General features: G+C 47.3%; 12 protein-coding genes and 1 pseudogene. 7 read left to right on the top strand and 6 right to left on the bottom strand.

The annotated features are described in order from the left end of the window. Nucleotides 1-99 precede the first annotated feature (99 nt). The gene (gene asnB / locus A4U59_RS03785) at nucleotides 100-1947 is read left to right on the top strand and encodes an asparagine synthase (glutamine-hydrolyzing) (RefSeq protein ID WP_070119836.1); all 1848 of its coding nucleotides are present in this window, start codon (nucleotides 100-102) and stop codon (nucleotides 1945-1947) included. Nucleotides 1948-2691: 744 nt separating this feature from the next. Here asnB and A4U59_RS03780 read toward each other — a convergent pair. The 4 genes from A4U59_RS03780 to A4U59_RS03765 all read right to left on the bottom strand — a co-directional run bounded on the left by A4U59_RS03780 (nucleotide 2692) and on the right by A4U59_RS03765 (nucleotide 7750). Continuing rightward, on the bottom strand, nucleotides 2692-4059 hold the full coding sequence (locus A4U59_RS03780) for an ammonium transporter (RefSeq protein ID WP_070119834.1): 1368 nt from the start codon (nucleotides 4057-4059) through the stop codon (nucleotides 2692-2694). Between the two features lie 13 nt (nucleotides 4060-4072). Further along, on the bottom strand, nucleotides 4073-4414 hold the full coding sequence (locus A4U59_RS03775; RefSeq protein WP_070119832.1) for a P-II family nitrogen regulator: 342 nt from the start codon (nucleotides 4412-4414) through the stop codon (nucleotides 4073-4075). Nucleotides 4415-4582: 168 nt separating this feature from the next. Next, a complete protein-coding gene (locus A4U59_RS03770) occupies nucleotides 4583-5923 on the bottom strand; it encodes an MATE family efflux transporter (protein WP_070119831.1) in 1341 nt (446 codons plus the stop codon). Between the two features lie 63 nt (nucleotides 5924-5986). Next, on the bottom strand, nucleotides 5987-7750 hold the full coding sequence (locus tag A4U59_RS03765) for an alpha-glycosidase (protein ID WP_070119829.1): 1764 nt from the start codon (nucleotides 7748-7750) through the stop codon (nucleotides 5987-5989). A 471-nt stretch (nucleotides 7751-8221) separates the two neighbouring features. Here A4U59_RS03765 and A4U59_RS03760 point away from each other — a divergent pair. From A4U59_RS03760 to A4U59_RS03735, 6 genes and pseudogenes are all read left to right on the top strand, one after another. Further along, nucleotides 8222-9145 (top strand): annotated as a pseudogene (locus A4U59_RS03760) (carbohydrate ABC transporter permease); the annotation flags it as partial. A gap of 1 nt (nucleotide 9146) precedes the next feature. Beyond that, nucleotides 9147-9986 carry a sugar ABC transporter permease gene (locus tag A4U59_RS03755; RefSeq protein WP_070119827.1) on the top strand — a complete coding sequence of 280 codons (840 nt, stop codon included), beginning with the start codon at nucleotides 9147-9149 and terminating at the stop codon, nucleotides 9984-9986. A 39-nt stretch (nucleotides 9987-10025) separates the two neighbouring features. Next, nucleotides 10026-11561 (top strand): alpha-amylase family glycosyl hydrolase, encoded by a 1536-nt coding sequence (locus tag A4U59_RS03750; RefSeq protein ID WP_070119826.1) that lies wholly within the window; start codon nucleotides 10026-10028, stop codon nucleotides 11559-11561. A gap of 22 nt (nucleotides 11562-11583) precedes the next feature. Then, nucleotides 11584-13959 carry a glycoside hydrolase family 31 protein gene (locus tag A4U59_RS03745; protein WP_070119824.1) on the top strand — a complete coding sequence of 792 codons (2376 nt, stop codon included), beginning with the start codon at nucleotides 11584-11586 and terminating at the stop codon, nucleotides 13957-13959. Nucleotides 13960-14326: 367 nt separating this feature from the next. Then, on the top strand, nucleotides 14327-15349 hold the full coding sequence (locus A4U59_RS03740; protein WP_070119823.1) for a LacI family DNA-binding transcriptional regulator: 1023 nt from the start codon (nucleotides 14327-14329) through the stop codon (nucleotides 15347-15349). A gap of 72 nt (nucleotides 15350-15421) precedes the next feature. Next, entirely contained in the window at nucleotides 15422-17716 is a 2295-nt protein-coding gene (locus A4U59_RS03735; protein ID WP_070119822.1) for a glycoside hydrolase family 65 protein, read from the top strand. Nucleotides 17717-17986: 270 nt separating this feature from the next. Here A4U59_RS03735 and A4U59_RS03730 read toward each other — a convergent pair whose 3' ends face one another. Both A4U59_RS03730 and A4U59_RS03725 read right to left on the bottom strand, forming a co-directional pair. Continuing rightward, the gene (locus A4U59_RS03730; protein WP_070119820.1) at nucleotides 17987-18205 is read right to left on the bottom strand and encodes a CsbD family protein; all 219 of its coding nucleotides are present in this window, start codon (nucleotides 18203-18205) and stop codon (nucleotides 17987-17989) included. A 36-nt stretch (nucleotides 18206-18241) separates the two neighbouring features. Then, nucleotides 18242-19108, bottom strand: coding sequence for an SDR family oxidoreductase (locus A4U59_RS03725; RefSeq protein WP_070119819.1), 867 nt, complete (start codon nucleotides 19106-19108; stop codon nucleotides 18242-18244). Nucleotides 19109-19201 lie beyond the last annotated feature (93 nt).

The raw sequence follows: 19201 nt of genomic DNA, 5'->3' as shown, positions 1-19201 counted from the left end.
AAGAATGGTACATGTCTTTGCTCATTTCCCGGCTCGCGGATGCATAAACTGAATAAGTATAGGGAAATCAGCCGGGATTAAGCGGAAAGGGTGAAAGGCATGTGCGGAGTAACGGGCTGGATTGATTGGCGGAAAAACCTGGACAATGAGCATCGGATTGTTAAGAAAATGGCTGAAACCTTATCAAAGAGAGGTCCCGACGATATTCAGGTCTGGCTGAACGGGTCCGCGGCATTCGGGCATACAAGATTAATAGTCGTAGATCCTGCCGGCGGCAAACAGCCAATGACTAAAACCAGAGGCGCAAGCTCCTATACAATCGTTTACAACGGTGAGCTATATAATACAGCAGCAATCCGTAATGAATTAAAAAGCAAGGGCTACCGATTCGATTCCCACTCAGATACAGAAGTGCTGCTTACAGCATACCTGGAGTGGGAAGAAAAATGTGTCGACATCCTGAACGGCATTTTTGCATTTGCCATATGGGATGAAAGCGAAGAGAAACTTTTTATGGCGCGTGACCGATTGGGTGTCAAACCGTTATTTTTTCAGGAGAAAGACGGCCGCCTGCTGTTTGGCTCCGAATTGAAAGCGATTCTTGCCCATCCCGATGTAACACCTGCAGTTGACAGGGAGGGCCTTGCTGATTTATTTGCAGTTGGGCCTTCCCGTACTCCCGGGCATGGGATTTTCAAAGGAATGGAGGAGCTGCGGCCCGCCCATGCGCTCACATATTCAAGAAATGGACTGAAAAAATGGCGTTACTGGAATGTGGAAAGCAGGCCGCATACCGATTCGCTGTCGGAAACCGTTTCGAACGTCAAAGCACTCGTCATTGATGCGGTTGAGCGCCAGCTTGTGGCAGATGTTCCGGTTTGCACATTTTTATCGGGCGGAGTGGATTCAAGCGCCATTACAGCAATTGCGGCAAACACATTCAAGCGTGCAGGGAAAAGTCCGCTTAATACGTATTCGATTGATTATGAAGAGAACGATAAATATTTCAAAGAGAATAAATATCAGCCTGATCCCGATGGCCCCTGGATAGATATGATGTCAAAATCTTACGGGACTGCACATCACCGCTGTGTCATTTCAAACCGCAGCCTTGCCGGCCTGCTGAAGGAGGCGGTCACCGTAAGAGACCAGCCGGGGATGGCAGATATCGACTCGTCTCTTCTCTGGTTCTGCAGAAGAATCAAACAAGATGTGACCGTCGGGCTGTCCGGTGAATGTGCTGACGAGATATTCGGCGGTTACCCATGGTTCCATCATCCAGGAGAAGCGGAAAAAGGTGTGTTTCCATGGATGAGGTCAACGAAGGCCCGCCAGAGGCTGCTGGTGCCATCATGGCAATCGAAACTGAACCTGGAAGAGTATGTGCAGCGCCGCTATGCTGAAACTGTCAGTGAAACACCCGTGCTGGAAGGTGAACGGGGAGTGGATGCAAGAAGGCGTGAACTTTTTTATATGAACATGGTCTGGTTCATGACAACGCTGCTTGATCGGAAAGACCGCATGAGCATGGGGGCTAGCCTGGAGGTCAGGGTGCCGTTTGCCGACCACCGCCTTGTCGAATATGTTTGGAATGTGCCGTGGGAATTGAAAATGCACGGCGGCCGGGAAAAAGGAATATTGCGAAAAGCCCTTGAAGGCTTGCTTCCGGATGACGTACTGTACCGGAAAAAAAGCCCGTATCCGAAGACACATCATCCCGGATATACCCGGGCTGTGCAAACGTGGATGAAAGAAATTCTCGCCGATCCGAACGCGCCCCTTTTTGAGTTTTTTGACCGCAAGAAAGTGAAGGAAATCAATGACTCAGGCGGCGCCTCGTTCAAAGATCCGTGGTTTGGCCAGCTGATGACCGGCCCGCAGCTGATCGCGCACCTTGCCCAGATCAATTACTGGTTTGAGGCGTATGGGGTGAAGGTTGCGGAGTAGGGAAACAGGCTGCTGCAAGCGTTGAATTTCCGGCGGGGCGGGAGAGCGTGCGCCGTTGTCCTATAATCTGAGGTAAGGTCGAATTATAGGAACGGGCTATCGTTTCCCATGCCTATAATCTGAGGTAAGGTCGAATTATAGGAACGGGCTATCGTTTCCCATGCCTATAATCTGAGGTAAGGTCGAATTATAGGAACGGGCTATCGTATCCCGTGCCTATAATCTGAGGAAAGGCCAAATTATAGGCACAGGCTATCGTATCCCGTGCCTATAATCTGAGGTAAGGTCGAATTATAGGCACAGGCTATCGTATCCCGTGCCTATAATCTGAGGAAAGGCCAAATTATAGGCACAGGCTATCGTATCCCGTGCCTATAATCTGAGGAAAGGCCAAATTATAGGCACAGGCTATCGTTTCCCGTGCCTATAATCTGAGGAAAGGCCAAATTACAGGCACGGGCTATCGTATCCCGTGCCTATAATCTGAGGAAAGGCCAAATTACAGGCACGGGCTTCCGTTTCCCATGCCCATAATCTGAAGTATGACCAAATTACAGGCACGGCATCCGATTTTCCGTGCCGATAATCAAAGTGAACCTAACACTATAGGCACTGAACCACAAATCAGCGCACTGCCCCTATTTTAATATTCATTATCCACTCAGGGTCTCTCCAACCCGCACAAGAGGTACTGAATAGTCTTCCGCTAATGATCACCGCGCGAAAACGAGACTATAAAGAGACTTAATGCGTTCGTGCCGCTTTTCCAACGCTGTCCAGGCGTTCGATCAGGCCGGTGCCGAATGAGTCGGAATCTGGTGATTCGTTTTGCAGAATAAAGTCTTTAAATTCATAAGACTGGGAACCGTGTTCAGCGAAATCAAGTCCTGCAATTTCTTCTTCTGGACTGACACGTATCGGAGAAAAAAGCTTATGGAGCAAAAGGAAACCGGTAACAGCCGATAGTGTCCACGCAGCTATGGCAGCAATTCCAATCGCCTGAACCCCAAGGAGTGCAGCGCCTCCTCCGTAGAATAGCCCGGAAGATGTGCTGAATAGCCCGACAGCGAGTGTTCCCCAGATTCCGGCTACACCGTGTACAGCAATCGCGCCGACCGGATCGTCGATTTTCATAATACGGTCGATGAATGGGACGGCTGCAGCAAGGATGATACCGGCAATTGCACCAATCACGAGTGCCGCAGCAGGGGAAACATCGGCTGTGCCTGCTGTAATTCCGACAAGCCCGGCAAGTGCTCCGTTCAACGTCAGTGAAGCGTCAATCCGCCTGTATTTCAGTTGTGAATAAAGAGCCGTCATCACAACTGCCGCAGATGCGGACAGGAGAGTTGTCGTCACCACATGTGGAATCAACTCGGGGTCGGCTGCAAGAGTGCTGCCGCCGTTGAATCCAAACCAGCCGAACCAGAGGATGAATACCCCGAGTGCACCGAGCGGGATATTATGCCCTTTAATGATATTCACCTTGCCGTCCTTATATTTGCCGATCCGGCCGCCAAGTATTTTTGCCGCCGCAATCGCACCTAGTGCCCCGGTGAGGTGGACGACAGAAGAACCGGCAAAATCAACAAATCCAAGTTCAGCCAGCCAGCCTCCGCCCCATGTCCAGTGGCCGACAACAGGGTAGATGAAAGCGGTCATCATGACTGTCAGCAAAAAATAGCTGGACAGTTTCATGCGTTCAGCAACTGCACCGGAAATGATGGTTGCACAAGTGGCTGCAAAAACGGCCTGGAAGACAAAGAATCCGATATCCGCTTCTTTGCCGATAAGCGCAAACCCGTCTGTTCCGATGAAGCCGCCTGCACTTTTTCCAAACATTAGGCCGAATCCGACAATGAAATATAAAATTGAAGCGGCAGCGATTGTCAACATATTCTTCATGAGGATGTTCAGGGAGTTTTTCGAACGGGTGAATCCCGTTTCAACCATGGCAAAGCCGGCGTGCATGAAAAATACGAGAATTGCTGCTGTGATCATCCAGATCATATCAACTGAGGCGGAAACTTCTTCCACCCCTTTTTCGGCTGCAAGTGCTGAAGTGGGGAATGACAGGGCAACAATGGACAATATGGCAGCTTTTATTTTCACGTTTTTTCCTCCTTTAAATAATAGCGTTCAAACCGGTTTCGCCGGTCCGAATGCGAATGGCGTCTTCTATCGGGATAACAAAAACTTTTCCGTCACCGACTGTCCCGGTGCCGCAGGTTTGTAAAATGACATCGATGATTTGGCCAGTCAGGTGATCTTCCACAACCATCTCAACTCTCACTTTTGGAAACAATTTGATTTCATAACGGCTGCCTCGGAAGACGCCTTGTTTCCCTTCCTGTTTTCCGCAGCCGGCGGCTTCGGTGACAGTAAGTCCGCTAATGCCGATTTCTTCTAGCATGTTACGTAAATCATGAAACTGTTCGGGACGGATTACGGTTTCGATTTTTTTCAAGTTCCAACCCTCCAATTTATTAATGTCAGAAAAACTAACATATTATGTAAGTAATATTACGATACTGGAACATGGTATGCAAGTTTTTTTCAGAAAAATAGCAAAAAAAGAAACATATCCGCATCAAAGTGATGCGGATATGTTATGAAATCTAACATATATTCATACTTATACCGGCCGGACGAATCTCATCGACGCCCATTTCCTGTTATTCCACCTCTTCAGCATCAGGATGCCCCTCAGCCATTCATCAAGGCTGAAGGCGATCCACACCCCGGCCAGGCCAAGGCCCAAGGTGATTCCAAGAAGGTAAGAGACTGTTACACTGACTCCCCACATGGATAAAATGCCGATATAAACAGGGAACCGGACATCGCCTGCCGCGCGAAGTGAATTGATAATGACAAGATTAAAAGCCCGGCCCGGCTCAAGAAGAAGAGTCATATAGATAAGCAAAGCGCCTGTCTGGATAATTTGGTCGTTATCCGTAAAAATGTGCAGCAAATCTTCAGCAAACAGGGAAGCGGCTGCTGAAGCACCAAGGGAAAAGATGACGGCGAGTTTCAAGCTTTTTATACAGCGGTAATAGGCTTCATCTGTTTTTCCGGCACCAACAAGGCGGCCGATCATGATTTGCGTCCCCTGGCCGATTGCGACGGCAAGGAGAAAAATGAACATCATGATGTTCTGGGCATAGACTTTCGTGGTGAGTGCCTCTGTGCCCATAGCTGCAACAAAATAGGTGATCGCAATTTGGGACCCGTTATAGGATAGATGTTCGCCTGCTGAAGGAATGCCGATTTTCAGCAAATTGGCAACATGGCCTCTTTTGATCCGGATAAATTGAGCGAACGAAAGGTTGTGGGATAGCCTGCGATGGAGTAGCCATGCAAGGACGAGCAATCCAAGGAAACGGCTGGCCGCAGTTGAGATGGCTACCCCTGTCACCCCGAGAACCGGAATGCCGAAAGGGCCGAATATAAAAAGATAATTTCCGATCACATTAAGAGCATTCATCCCCATGGTGACATACATCGTATCACGTGTGTATCCGTAACTGCGGATGATGGCGGAAATCGTCATAATCAATGCCTGGATGAAGGCAAGGCCGCCAACAATTTGTAAATAACTCCTGGAACTGTCCATCAGTTCCCCCGGCAAATCCATCATCTTCAATATCGGGGCACTGAACACATATAATATCACGCTCAACAGGAGACCGAAAATGAGATTAAGTGTAATGGCTGCGCCGCTTACTTCGGCCGCTTCTTCACCTGATTTCGCACCGAGGTGCTGGGCTACCAGGATGGCGGTTCCTGTTGCGACAAAACCGAACATCACAATAATGACTGATAGAATTTGATTCGAAACACCAACAGATGCAACGGCGTTGTCGGAATACTGGCTAAGCATAAGAGTATCGGCATTTCCCATCAGCATATGGAGGAAAATTTCAATGAAAATCGGCCAGGTTAAGGCGAATAGGGTCAGTTTCTTTTTTTCTGTCATGGCAATTCCCCGTTTCAAGCATAAGGCAAAAGCCCGGAAGCTATCCCGGGCTGACTTTGCCGATTAATTGATTTGCAGAATAGCGAATGAATAAGGCGGGAAACTGCCGGTAAATGAATCGTCCTGTGTATAAATCTGGTTCCCGTTCCATAAATCTATTGCCGTTTTGTCTTTAAAGTCGTAATGAAAGCTAACTTCTCTGGTTTGTCTGGAATTGTTGATGATGAATAAAAGCCTGGAATCTCCGCCAGCTTTTTCATAGACAACCGTATTGGAGTCATCATTCGCCTGGATAAAGCGGAGTCCTCCGCTGTTGCCGAATGCTGGTACGTTTTTCCGCAATGCCAGCAGTTTCCGGACATGATCGAGCATATCCAGGTCCTGATTCGCCTCTTCCCACACCATGCATTTACGGCAACCCGGATCCTGGCCGCCTGACATGCCGATTTCGTCACCATAATAAATGCACGGCGTTCCGATGAATGACAATTGGAAAAGGTAAAGCAGTTTCACTTTCTCTTTATTTCCGCCAGCGAGGGTCAGCACCCTCGGTGTGTCGTGGCTGTCGAGCAGATTAAAGGCCACTTCATTTACATTTTCCGGATAGGAATGGAGCACTTTTGTTATCGTATCGGCAAATTCACCGGCACTCATGGTTGATTTTGCAAAGAACTCGACGGCGCCGTTCGTGAACGGGTAGTTCATCACCGCATCGAATTGTTCGCCCTGAAGCCAAGGCATCGCATCATGCCAGATTTCCCCGAGTATGTACGCATCAGGTTTGGCTTCTTTTACCGCTTTTCGAAAGTCGCGCCAGAACTGGTGGTCGATTTCGTTGGCCACATCAAGGCGCCAGCCGTCGATATCAAATTCTTCGATCCAGTATCGGGCGACGTCCAGCAAGTATTTCTTCACTTCGGGGTGCTCGGTGTTCAGCTTCGGCATGTTTTTCTCGAAAGCGAATGTGTCATAGTTCGGACGCGGTTCGGTTTTGATCGGGAATTCCCGTAAGTAAAACCAATCCTTGTATTCAGAGGCTTCCCCTTTGTCAAGAACATCCTGAAAAGCGGGATAATGATAGCCGCTATGGTTGAAAACGGCATCAAGCATGACGCGGATACCCCGCTTGTGGCATTCCTGAACGAGTTCCCTGAACGTTTCCTTGTCGCCGAACTGAGGGTCAATTTCCATATAATCGATCGTATCATATTTATGGTTCGATTTTGCTTTGAATATCGGGGTGAAGTAGATTCCGGTGATTCCAAGGTTTTCAATATAATCGAGGTGATTGATGATGCCCCGGAAGTCGCCGCCGAAAAAGTTTTCGGGTGTCGGATCTGTGCTCCCCCACGGAAGAGCACCTTCCGGATCGATAGATGAATCTCCATTAGCGAACCGCTCGGGGAAGATCTGGTACCAGACTGTGTCACGCACCCAGTCTGGTGCATTGAAAACATCGATCGGGTTCATAAAAGGGAACGCAAAATAATAAGCTGTGTCGTCAACAGGAGACTCGTCATAAAAACCCCGCTCTGTGAAGGTTGTTTTTTCTGTGCCGCTAAACATTCTGAAACCGTAGCGGAGCCGGCGAAACGGCGGTTTGATGGCGATGAACCAGTAATCGAACAAATCATCACTGCCGCTTTTCTGCATTAGCGAGTATGAAACTTGCCATTCGCCGTCAATCCAGTCATATGGATCACCGTGCAAAAGTTCGACCGCATCCATGTCATTTTTTTTAGTGCGGATGCGGATATGGAGTGTTGTTTTGTCATACGCGTATGCATAGTTATTCTTCGGGCGGTGATAGATGGCTTCTTTCAACAAAGGAATCACCTCTTCAATAGAATGGGCGCAATCGTTTGCGCAATTTGTATTTAATAGTTTAAATGTATGTGAATCCATTTCTGTTGTCAATAAGTGAAGATAGCACATTCAATCTTATGTTGAAGGGGGAAGGAATTCTGGGAACAGGGTGAAAAACTACTAATTAAAGTAGAAGTGGCCGTTGTAAAAGAGATGCTACGAAAATAGAAAAGCGTGAAATATTAAGGGAATATGCGTTTTATCCGGCTCTGTGAAGGGCGAAAATTCATTTTCTATTAAAAAGTAGTTGTCAAACCTTCCACAGCAGGTATAATGATACTAGACAGGTTGCGCAAACGATTTCGCAAAAATTGAAAACGCTTTTATTTTTTTGGTTTTTGTGCAAACGTTTGTACTGCCGGTCGAAACTATTAAACATTCTTTTAGGGGGTCCAACGATGAAAAAGGTTTTGGCTTTATTTATGACTATGAAATGTAGTTGATAAAGGGTTCCCTTACTTAATGATTTCCCCGGGAGTGCTGCTCCTTACATTTGTGGTCGTGTATCCGCTTCTGTTCATGATCATCATGGCGTTCACAAACTACGATTTATATCATTCGCCGCCTGCAAAGCTGGTGGACTGGGTGGCATTCAAAAACTTCTTTGATATTTTCACTATTCCGATCTGGCGCAAGACATTCTTCGGAGTTCTGTCATGGACGATCATCTGGACTCTTGCAGCCACGACTGGCCAAATTGCCGTCGGCATGCTGCTTGCCATCATCCTGAATCAAAAAGACCTGAAGTATAAAGCGATTATCCGCACATTGCTGATTCTCCCATGGGCAGTTCCGGCTTTCGTATCCATCCTGGTATTTGCAAACATGTTCAATGAGTCTTTTGGTGCGATTAATAATGATATTTTGGCAGTCTTTGGAATCGATCCCATACCATGGATGACAGATCAGACGTTTTCAAGAATTGCTTTGATTTTCATGCAATGGTGGCTTGGCTTTCCGTTTATTATGGCCATGATCACCGGTGTGTTGCAATCCATTCCTGATGATCTTTACGAAGCAGCAACGATTGATGGAGCGAGTATTTTCCAGAAGTTCAAAAATATCACGTTTCCGATGATTATGTTCGCGACTGCGCCGATCATGATCACGCAATATACATTCAATTTCAATAACTTTAATATCATTTATCTGTTTAATGCCGGCGGGCCGCCGGTTGCGGGCCAAAACGCGGGAGGAACGGATATCCTTATATCCTGGATTTACAACCTGACGATGACCTCCGCACAATACAGCAAGGCGGCAGCGATCACAGTCGTACTTTCCCTCATCATTATGACGTTCGCGCTGATCCAGTTCCGCAGAACGAAGTCTTATAAAGAGGAGGGCATGATGTAGTATGAATACAAAAACATCAAAGCGTATCCGGCTAACTGTTTCGTACTTGATTTTGCTCCTGGCAATCGCGATTGTGGTCTATCCGGTTTTATGGACGATCGGTTCCTCTTTCAATCCGGGAAACAGTCTTGCCAGTTCATCGATGATTCCGGAAAATGCGAGCCTTTCCCACTATAAGGAACTGTTCGCGGAAGATAGTCATTATCTGATCTGGTACTGGAACACGATAAAGGTATCCGTTTTGACAATGGTGTTTGCAACAATCATGATTTCGCTGACAGCATATGCCTTTTCGCGTTACCGTTTTATCGGCCGCAAAAATGGCTTGATCGCATTCCTGATTTTGCAAATGATTCCGCAGTTTATCGCTATCATCGCCATTTATGTGCTCATGTCCCTGCTAAGAATGATGGATACCCATCTGGGCCTTATCCTCCTATATACGGGCGGGCTTATCCCAATGAACACATGGCTTGCCAAAGGTTATTTCGACACGATTCCCCGTGAATTGGATGAATCGGCGCGCATGGACGGGGCCGGCCATTTCCGGATTTTCTGGCAAATCATCATGCCGCTGGCAAAGCCGATCCTGGCTGTTGTCGCATTGTTCAGTTTCATTACGCCATTTACCGAATTCATCCTGGCATCGCTTGTTCTCAGGTCTCCTGAAAAAATGACGCTGTCAGTCGGGCTTTATAAATTGATTTCAGACCCGCATGCCAGCAAATTCACGGAATTTGCAGCCGGTTCTGTTCTGATCGCCATCCCGATCAGCATCCTGTTCCTGTCTTTGCAGCGTTACTTCGTTTCAGGCTTGACCGCAGGTGGCACAAAAGGATAATCTTTTGGTAATGAATAATTAGTCTGAGGAGGAACGAGGATGAGCAAAAAAGCTTTCAGTCTGCTGCTAATCCCGTTTCTTCTTTTTTACGCCTTCCCTGCAGAAGCTGCTGAAAAAGAAGAACGAAGCTGGCAAGATGAATCAATTTATTTCATTATGGTGGACCGGTTTAATAATGGAGACAACAGCAACGACTATGATGTTGATTATGATGACCCCCGCGCTTATAAAGGCGGGGATATACAGGGGATCATCGATAAGCTGGATTATATCAAAGAGCTCGGTTCGACAGCCATTTGGCTGACCCCTGTTATGGACAATGAAGAAAAAGGATACCACGGCTACTGGATTGAAGATTTTTACAAAGTGGATGAACATTTCGGCACAATGGAAGATATGAAACGCCTGGTGAAAGAAGCCCACAAACGTGACATGAAAGTCATGCTTGATATGGTCGTCAACCATACTGGCTATGAGCACGAGTGGCTGCCAGATCCCGATAAGCAGGATTGGTTTCATGATGAAATGACGATAAGCAACTGGCAAAACCAGGAGCAGGTCGAAAACGGCTGGCTTGCCGGGCTGCCTGATTTAAATACGGAAAACCCGGAAGTAAAAGAATACTTGTTTGATATGGCAAAATGGTGGATTGAGGAAACAGATGTTGACGGCTATCGCCTCGACACCGTAAAACACGTACCGAAGCCGTTCTGGGAAGAATTTTCAAAGGAAATGCGGACAGTGAAAGAAGATTTTTTCCTGATGGGCGAAGTCTGGCACAAAGATCCGCGTTATGTAGCGGACTACGAGGATACCGGAATTCATTCGTTCGTTAATTATCCGTTTTACGAAGAAGCGGTGAGGGTTTTCTCAGAGCCGGATACAAAGGTGGAAGGTATGTACAATACCTGGAAACATACAGAAACGTTTTTTGACCATCCGTATTTGCAGGCGAATTTCCTTGATAACCATGACAATGAGAGATTCGTCCGCAAAGCGAGTCTGAAAAAACATAACCCGGAAACCCGCTTGAAGCTCGCGCTTACGTATTTGTATGCAGCACCGGGAATCCCCATTCTATACCAGGGAACAGAAATTGCCATGGATGGCGGCCCTGACCCGGATAACCGCCGTTTGATGGACTTCCGCTCCAATACGCAGTATGCGGATAATGTGAAACGTCTGGGCCAGATGCGCCAGGATATGCCGTCGCTGCGGAGGGGCACCTTCGAACTCCTGCACAGCGACGGCGGGATGGCTGTCTTTAAAAGGGAGTATGAAGGGGAAACGAGTGTACTTGCTGTCAACAACTCAACGAAGACGCAATCGGTGACACTTGGAAATGACCAGCTTCCAGAAGGTATGGAACTGCAGGGAGTTGTGGAAGATGACCTTGTGCGGGCCGATGAAAACGGGTATAACATCATCATGGATAGGGAAAAAGCGAATGTATATCTATTAAAAGAAAAGTCAGGTTTGAACATTCCGTTTATTTCAATGCTGGTAATCATCTACAGCATATTTATCCTTTTCATCATCCTCGCACTGAAAAGAAGGAAAAAAGCCAGAGCCTAAAAATGCAATGGAGGAGGACATCATGTTAGACGATACGAGTTTTGCGATTCATCCCGGCAAGAAGAAGAGTCTTGATAACACACCTTATCATGACATTGGCAGTCTGGTGAATTATGAAGAAAAAAACGGTGTCCATTCCTTTCAATGTGAACATGGAAATGTTGATTTGATTGTATACAGTGCCGATATCATCCGGATTGTGATGAACCCGTTTTCTGAGCCGAAGCATTTATCAAGTGCAGCACTTGCCGGCAAATTTGAAAACGCGGAAGTGCCTGTTAAGGAAGCGGAAGATATAATCACCATTCAAACGGACAATGTACATGCTTCTATCAGCAAGAAACCATTCCGGCTTTCTTTTTTCGCCCCGGACGGCACGCCAATTTTAAGTGAAGGCAAAAAAGGGATGGGCTTCAAAGAATCGAATGAGGTGATCTGTTTTAAGGAAATGGCTGCTGAGGACCATTTTTATGGGTTCGGAGAAAAGTCAGGGTTTTTGGATAAACGGGGAGAAAAATTTGAGATGTGGAACACGGATGTTTATGCACCGCATAATCCGGAGACTGACCCCCTTTATGAATCCATTCCTTACTTCATGGGATTGGGAAAAGGCAAAGCATACGGCATTTTCTTCGACAACACATTCAAAACGGTTTTTGACATGAAAACTTCCGAAGAAGAATATTCCTTTTTTGCAGAAGGCGGGCAGCTTGATTACTACTTTCTTGCAGGCCCGTCACCAAAGGAGGTCGTATCGCAATATACGAGACTGACCGGCACGATGCCGCTGCCGCCAAAGTGGGCGCTCGGCTATCATCAATCCCGCTACAGTTATGAAACGGAGCAGGAAGTTCGTGAGCTTGCCGGCACGTTCCTGGAAAAAGGCATCCCGCTTGATGTCATTTACCTGGACATCCATTATATGGACGGATATCGTGTATTCACTTTCGACCGCGACCGGTTCCCGTCACCGGATAAAATGGTGGATGACCTGAAAAAAGCCGGTATCCGCATCGTCCCGATTGTCGACCCGGGCGTGAAAAAGGATCCGGAATACTCCGCTTACCAGGAAGGCATCCGCGGGGACAGGTTCTGTAAATATATTGAGGGAGATGTTTACTACGGCGAGGTCTGGCCGGGAAAAAGCGCATTTCCGGATTTCACACAGAAGGATGTCCGCAAGTGGTGGGGGTCAAAACATTCATTCTACACGGATCTCGGTATCGAAGGCATCTGGAACGATATGAATGAACCGGCCGTCTTTAATGAAACAAAAACGATGGACACGGAAGTCATCCATGAAAATGACGGCAAGCCGGCCACCCATCGTGAACTCCACAACATATACGGGCTCTTGATGGGAAAGGCGACATATGAAGGGATGAAACAGCAGCTTGATGGAAAGCGGCCGTTTTTGCTGACGAGAGCCGGTTATTCCGGTGTGCAGCGTTATGCCGCCGTATGGACCGGTGACAACCGCAGTTTCTGGGAGCACCTGCAAATGTCACTGCCGATGTGCATGAATCTCGGACTTTCAGGTGTAGCCTTCACCGGGCCTGATGTAGGGGGATTCGCCCATGATTCAAATGGGGAGCTCCTTGCCCGCTGGACTCAAGTCGGCGCTTTCACGCCGTATTTCCGCAATCACAGCGCAATCGGCACAGTCCGCCAGGAACCATGGTCATTCGGTGAAAAATATGAAGCAGTCATTAAAAAGTATATTGAACTCCGCTACAAGTGGCTGCCGCATTTATATTCCCTTTTTAAAGAAGCAAGCGATAAAGGGCTTCCTGTCATGCGTCCGCTTTTCATGGAGTATCCGGATGATCCAAACACATATACCATGTCCGATCAATTCATGATTGGAAGCAGTGTCATTGCAGCGCCAATCATGACACCTGGTACAACGCACAGGGCTGTGTGTCTTCCTGAAGGTTCCTGGGTGGATTACTGGGATGGAACCGTCTATGACGGCGGACAATTCATTTTATACAGGGCAGAACTTGACACATTGCCGTTATTTATAAAAAAAGGATCTTTCCTTGTCCACGGAACAGTGAAGCAATCGACCGAAGCAAAAGAAGAAAACCCGGTCATCCACCTGTTTGCAGCTGAAAACGGGACCGCATCTTTCACGCTTTATGATGATGACGGCAAAACGTTTTCCTATATGGACGGCAATTATATTGAACTTGGGTTTGAAGCCCGTTTTACTCCCGGCGGAATCGATGTGATAATCGAGAAGAGCGGTGCCGGATTTGACAGCGGCTGGAAAAGCTGGACGCTTTCAGTCCATTGTGCAGGCGATAATCAAGAACTGGTGGTCAACGGCAAAAAAATGGACAGGGATTCTGCAAAAGACACGTCAGGTACTGCCAATTACCGTGTAACACTTTAACTTTGAATGATTGTTGTTTTTACCATCGTATTGGACAACATACTCTGCTTCTAAAACAGGTTGTTTGTAGCGAAAGATGTTTAATCCTGCAGGAACAGAAATGATGAGGCTCGATAAAAAGAAGGATCCAGTGGTGAAAGCTGCCGCGTCCTGGCAATGTATAGGGCAGCACGGCTTGTGCAAGTGCGAAAAGCGGGAACCTGCAGCTTAAATCAGTCCCCTTTTTAATAGAGCAGCAATGTTTGCGAAAGCAGCCTGGATTTTTGAATGGATTCATAGTATCCGGTCCTACCATGACAGGAAATGGTGTAAAATAAATAAAAAGATATGCAAAAATTCCAGCAAGCAGATAGGGAAGTGGTTGAGCATGACTGTCACAATAAAAGATGTAGCACACCTGGCCAAAGTGGCGCCCTCCACGGTTTCCCGGGTGATTGCCGATAGTCCGCGCATCAGTGAAAAGACAAAACTGCGTGTGCGCGAGGCGATGGCAGAACTGAATTATCATCCGAATTTCAATGCGAGGAGCCTTGCGAACAAATCGACGCAGGCACTTGGAATCGTGATGCCGAGCTCGGCCAACGACGTACTGCAAAATCCTTTTTTCCCGGAAGTCATCCGCGGGATCAGCACAATGGCCCACAATAAGGAATATGCGCTGTACATTACAACCGGGCAAACGGAAGAAGAGATATTCGAAGGCGTTGTGCGGATGGTGCACGGCAGAAGGGTAGATGGCATTATTGTTCTATATTCCCGGAAAAACGATCGCGTGCTGGAATATTTATACGAGCAGGGCTTCCCATTTACCGTTATTGGAAAACCGCTCGACCATGCTGATGAGATCATGCACGTTGATAACGATAACTTCAACGCTGCATATGAAGCGACAGAATATCTGATTGATGCCGGCCAAAGCCGCATCGCGTTTGTCGGCGGTTCAAGTGATCTTACTGTTACAACCGACCGGGTTGAAGGGTACCGGGCCGCTCTGGTGAAGGCCGGGCTGCCGCAGAAAGAAGAATACATCGTTCATGAAGAATTTCTGAGAGAAGGCGGCCGGGAAGCGGTTTCGGAATTGATGTCCCTTGAAGAGCCGCCGACCTCACTCGTTGTAGCAGATGATTTGATGGCTTTTGGTGTACTCAGCAGGCTAGATGATATGGGCTTTAAGGTGCCTGATGATGTATGCGTTATCAGCTTCAACAACCTGATGCTTGCCGAGTTATCAAGTCCGGCCCTGACATCAGTGGATATTCAGATTCATATACTTGGCTATGAAGCATGCAAATGCCTGATTGAAAAAATAGATCAGCCGGACACCCCCGCCAAGCGGGTGATTGTTCCGCATCATATTGTAAAACGCGAGTCCTGCAATAGCCGTCCCTAACCGCGGGACCCGTTTTTTTCAGAAAAGTGCAAGCGGTTGCGCTTACCATTACATGATTAGAGGGTGAAACCGATGAAAAGACTGTTTAAAGTGGATGAATGGAAAATCGTCGAAGATAAACTGCATACAGAAGATAACCGCCTGGCTGAAAGCATGATGAGTCTTGGAAACGGCTACATGGGGATGCGGGGGAACTTCGAAGAAACGTATTCCGGCGATACACACCAGGGGACATATATCGGCGGAGTCTATTATCCTGATAAGACCAGGGTCGGCTGGTGGAAAAACGGCTATCCTGAATACTTCGCCAAAGTGCTGAATGCCACAAATATAACAGGTATAAATGTCAGCATCAACGATACCGAGATCGATCTTGCGAAAGTTGAGTTTAATGACTTTTACCGCGAGCTGAACATGAAGCACGGCTATCTTTTCCGCACATTTACAGTGACTGATGATAAAGGGCGGAGAACAAAAGTGGAAGTGACCCGCTTTTTCAGTATCGCCGAAAAGGAGATTGCCGCCGTATCCTATAAAGTGACACCGCTCAACCATGATGCCCGTATTACCTTTACTCCGTATTTGGATGGAGATGTCCGCAACGAGGACGCCAACTATGATGAAGACTTCTGGATGCCTGTGGAACACAGTGCAGTAGAGTATGAAGGCTTGCTCACAATGAGAACCCGCAAAACGGAATACGATGTGTCATCAGCTATGAAGGCAGGCGTTAACGGCGGACGGAATGCTGAAGTAATAGAAGTGGTGAATGAAGCAGAATATATCGCAAACACGATTGCAGTAAGTTCGAATGCTGGTGAAACGGTTGAACTCGTCAAAGTAGCCGCAGTCGCAACAAGCAGGGACATTGAGAAAACAGTACTTGCTGACAGGGCGCGTGAACTGGCGCAAACAGCATTTAATAAAGGATTCGGTCAGCTATTCGATGAACAAAAAAACGCATGGGAAGAACGGTGGAAAGGAGCCGATGTCCGGATTCTCGGAGATGCGGAAGCACAGCAGGGGATACGTTTCAATATTTTCCACCTGTACAATACCTACACCGGCGAGGATCCGACTCTCAATATCGGCCCGAAAGGCTTCACCGGCGAGAAATACGGCGGCAGCACATACTGGGATACTGAAGCTTACTGTCTGCCTTTCTATCTAGGCACAGCGGATCAGCATATTGCCCGGAATCTATTAATCTACCGTTACAAACATCTTGAGAAAGCGAAAGAAAACGCCGCGAAACTGGGCTTGAAAGGAGCCCTGTACCCCATGGTGACAATGAACGGGGAAGAATCCCATAACGAGTGGGAAATCACCTTCGAAGAGATTCATCGAAACGGTGCAATTGCACATGCGATCTATAACTATGTAAGTTACACAGGCGATGAAGGATACCTGCCTGAATACGGGTTCGAAGTGTTGGCGGAAATTAGCCGATTCTGGGCATCCCGTGTCAATTACCAGGCTCGTAAAGACGTATATATGATGCTTGGCGTTACCGGGCCGAACGAATATGAGAACAATGTCAATAACAACTGGTACACAAACCGGATTGCGGCATGGACGCTTGAATATACGCTCGAAGTCTTTGAACTTTTAAAAGAGAAATATACCGGCCGCTATGAAGAACTAGTTGAAAAACTCGCCCTGAGCAGCGAAGAGGCTTCCAGATGGCAGGAGATTATTGAGAAGATGTACTATCCTGTTGATGATGAACAGGGTATTTTCCTTCAGCAGGATGGTTATATGGATAAAGAACAAATCCTTGTAAGCGAACTTCCGGAAGGAAATCTGCCGCTGAACCAAAACTGGTCATGGGATAAAATCCTCCGTTCCTGTTTCATTAAACAGGCCGACGTCTTACAGGGACTGTATTTCTTGAATGACCGCTATTCCATGGATGAGAAGAAGCGCAACTTTGATTTTTACGAGCCCCGCACCGTCCATGAATCTTCGCTGTCACCATGTGTGTATTCCATTATTGGCGCGGAAATCGGCTATGAACAAAAAGCATATGATCTTTACTTGCGAACAGCCCGCCTTGATTTGGACAACTACAACAACGATACCGAAGACGGACTGCATATCACAAGCATGGCCGGCTCCTGGCTGTCCATCGTGCATGGATTCGCGGGGGTGCGGGTTGAAGGCGGCAAGCTTTCATTCAAGCCGTTCATTCCGAAAGCATGGGATGAATATACCTTCAAAATCAACCATCGCGGCCGCCGCTTCCTGATCAGTGTTATGAAGGAGCAAGTGACGTTCACTCTAGAAAAAGGAGACAAAGCCGAGCTGCAGGTGTTTGAAAAGGTGTACACGCTTACGCAAGATAGAAATTTAAACGTTTCTTTGTAAAAAGGGAGGCCATTCATTTGCATGGCGGTGCGGTGCCGCAGCCCGAAATGTACGGAGGCCGCGTCCCGAAATGGGGAATGAAGTGGGTTTAATCACTTAAACCAATTTCCAGTGCCCGTAACCCGAATAAAGATAGACTTTGGGTCACGAGACATATGGAAGTTAAGTCTGCACCCAATAGAAGAGGAAGACACGCTCCCATTCCCACATCCCATCCAGGCAGCAAAAAAAGAGAAGCGCACGGGCGCTTCTCTTTTTCATTCTTTGATATTAAAGATTGTCCGTATTGACACGGTTATCGATAAAGTCATCAACTTCCCGATCGGCATCTTCTTTTGCCTTTCCATATCGTTCCTGGATTTTACCCGATAATTTATCGCGTTGGCCATCGACCATATCGAGCTCATCGTCAGTTAGTTTCCCCCACTGTTTTTTAGCTTCACCTTTCAACTGATTCCATTGACCTTTCATTCGATCTTCGTTTGCCATATTTCATCTCTCCTTTAATATGTTTGTCTTCATGTGTTAACTGTTTACAATCGTACCTCCGTTGACGTGGATTACCTGGCCTGACACGTATGAAGAGTCATCAGATGCAAGGTACAAATAGGCCGGTGCCAGCTCGCGCGGCTGTCCCGGGCGCTTCATCGGAGTGTTACCGCCGAATTTCCCGACTTTTTCAGCAGAGAACGTGGACGGAATGAGCGGTGTCCAGATTGGTCCTGGTGCGACACCGTTGACCCGGATGCCTTTTTTGACAAGACTCTGGGAAAGCGAGTAAGTAAAGGCGGCAATTGCCCCTTTTGTAGATGAGTAGTCAAGGAGTTGCGGGTTCCCTTCGTAAGCTGTGATTGATGTTGTATTGATAATTGAACTTCCTTCTTTCAAATGAGCGAGTGCCGCTTTCGTCATATGGAAAAAAGCGAATACATTTGTCTTAAACGTGCGCTCCAATTGTTCGGCGGAAATATCTTCAAGCTTTTCCTGAGGGTGCTGCTCTGCCGCATTATTGACTAGAATATCAAGTCCGCCGAATTCATCGACTGTTTTTTGCACGACATCGCGGGCGATAGACTCTTCACCGATGTCCCCTGGAATCAACAAACACTTGCCGCCTGCCTCTTCGATAAGAGACCGCGTTTTTTCCGCGTCACTGTCTTCTTCCAGATAGGAAATGGCGACGTTGGCTCCTTCTTTTGCGAACAACAATGATACTGCGCGTCCAATGCCGCTGTCTCCGCCTGAAACGATTGCAGTCTTCCCTTTCAGTTTTCCGCTTGGTGTGTAATTTTTGTCTTCGTACTCAGGCAAAGGATTCATTTCTGCTTCGATACCAGGCTGATGGTTCTGATGCTGCGGAGGCATCGTTTTTTTGTTTTGCTTTTCTGACATCCTTGCTCCTCCTTCGGTTGAAAAAAATCGTTTCAACACTATACTTTATCCCCTCAAAGAGATATTAAAACTGAAGAATGGAAAAACAAGGTG

This window comes from Bacillus marinisedimentorum (assembly GCF_001644195.2).
GTDB lineage: Bacteria > Bacillota > Bacilli > Bacillales > Bacillaceae_O > Bacillus_BL > Bacillus_BL marinisedimentorum.
The sequence above is the reverse complement of the archived record's forward strand: the minus strand, read 5'-3'. Positions and strand labels throughout refer to the sequence as shown.

Coding starts and splice junctions, on each gene's coding strand:
- A4U59_RS03750 (WP_070119826.1), top strand. CDS start 10,026: ATGAGCAAAAAAGCTTTCAGTCTGCTGCTAATCCCGTTTCTTCTTTTT.
- A4U59_RS03770 (WP_070119831.1), bottom strand. CDS start 5,923: ATGACAGAAAAAAAGAAACTGACCCTATTCGCCTTAACCTGGCCGATT.
- A4U59_RS03755 (WP_070119827.1), top strand. CDS start 9,147: ATGAATACAAAAACATCAAAGCGTATCCGGCTAACTGTTTCGTACTTG.
- A4U59_RS03725 (WP_070119819.1), bottom strand. CDS start 19,108: ATGTCAGAAAAGCAAAACAAAAAAACGATGCCTCCGCAGCATCAGAAC.
- A4U59_RS03740 (WP_070119823.1), top strand. CDS start 14,327: ATGACTGTCACAATAAAAGATGTAGCACACCTGGCCAAAGTGGCGCCC.
- A4U59_RS03730 (WP_070119820.1), bottom strand. CDS start 18,205: ATGGCAAACGAAGATCGAATGAAAGGTCAATGGAATCAGTTGAAAGGT.
- A4U59_RS03745 (WP_070119824.1), top strand. CDS start 11,584: ATGTTAGACGATACGAGTTTTGCGATTCATCCCGGCAAGAAGAAGAGT.
- asnB (WP_070119836.1), top strand. CDS start 100: ATGTGCGGAGTAACGGGCTGGATTGATTGGCGGAAAAACCTGGACAAT.
- A4U59_RS03735 (WP_070119822.1), top strand. CDS start 15,422: ATGAAAAGACTGTTTAAAGTGGATGAATGGAAAATCGTCGAAGATAAA.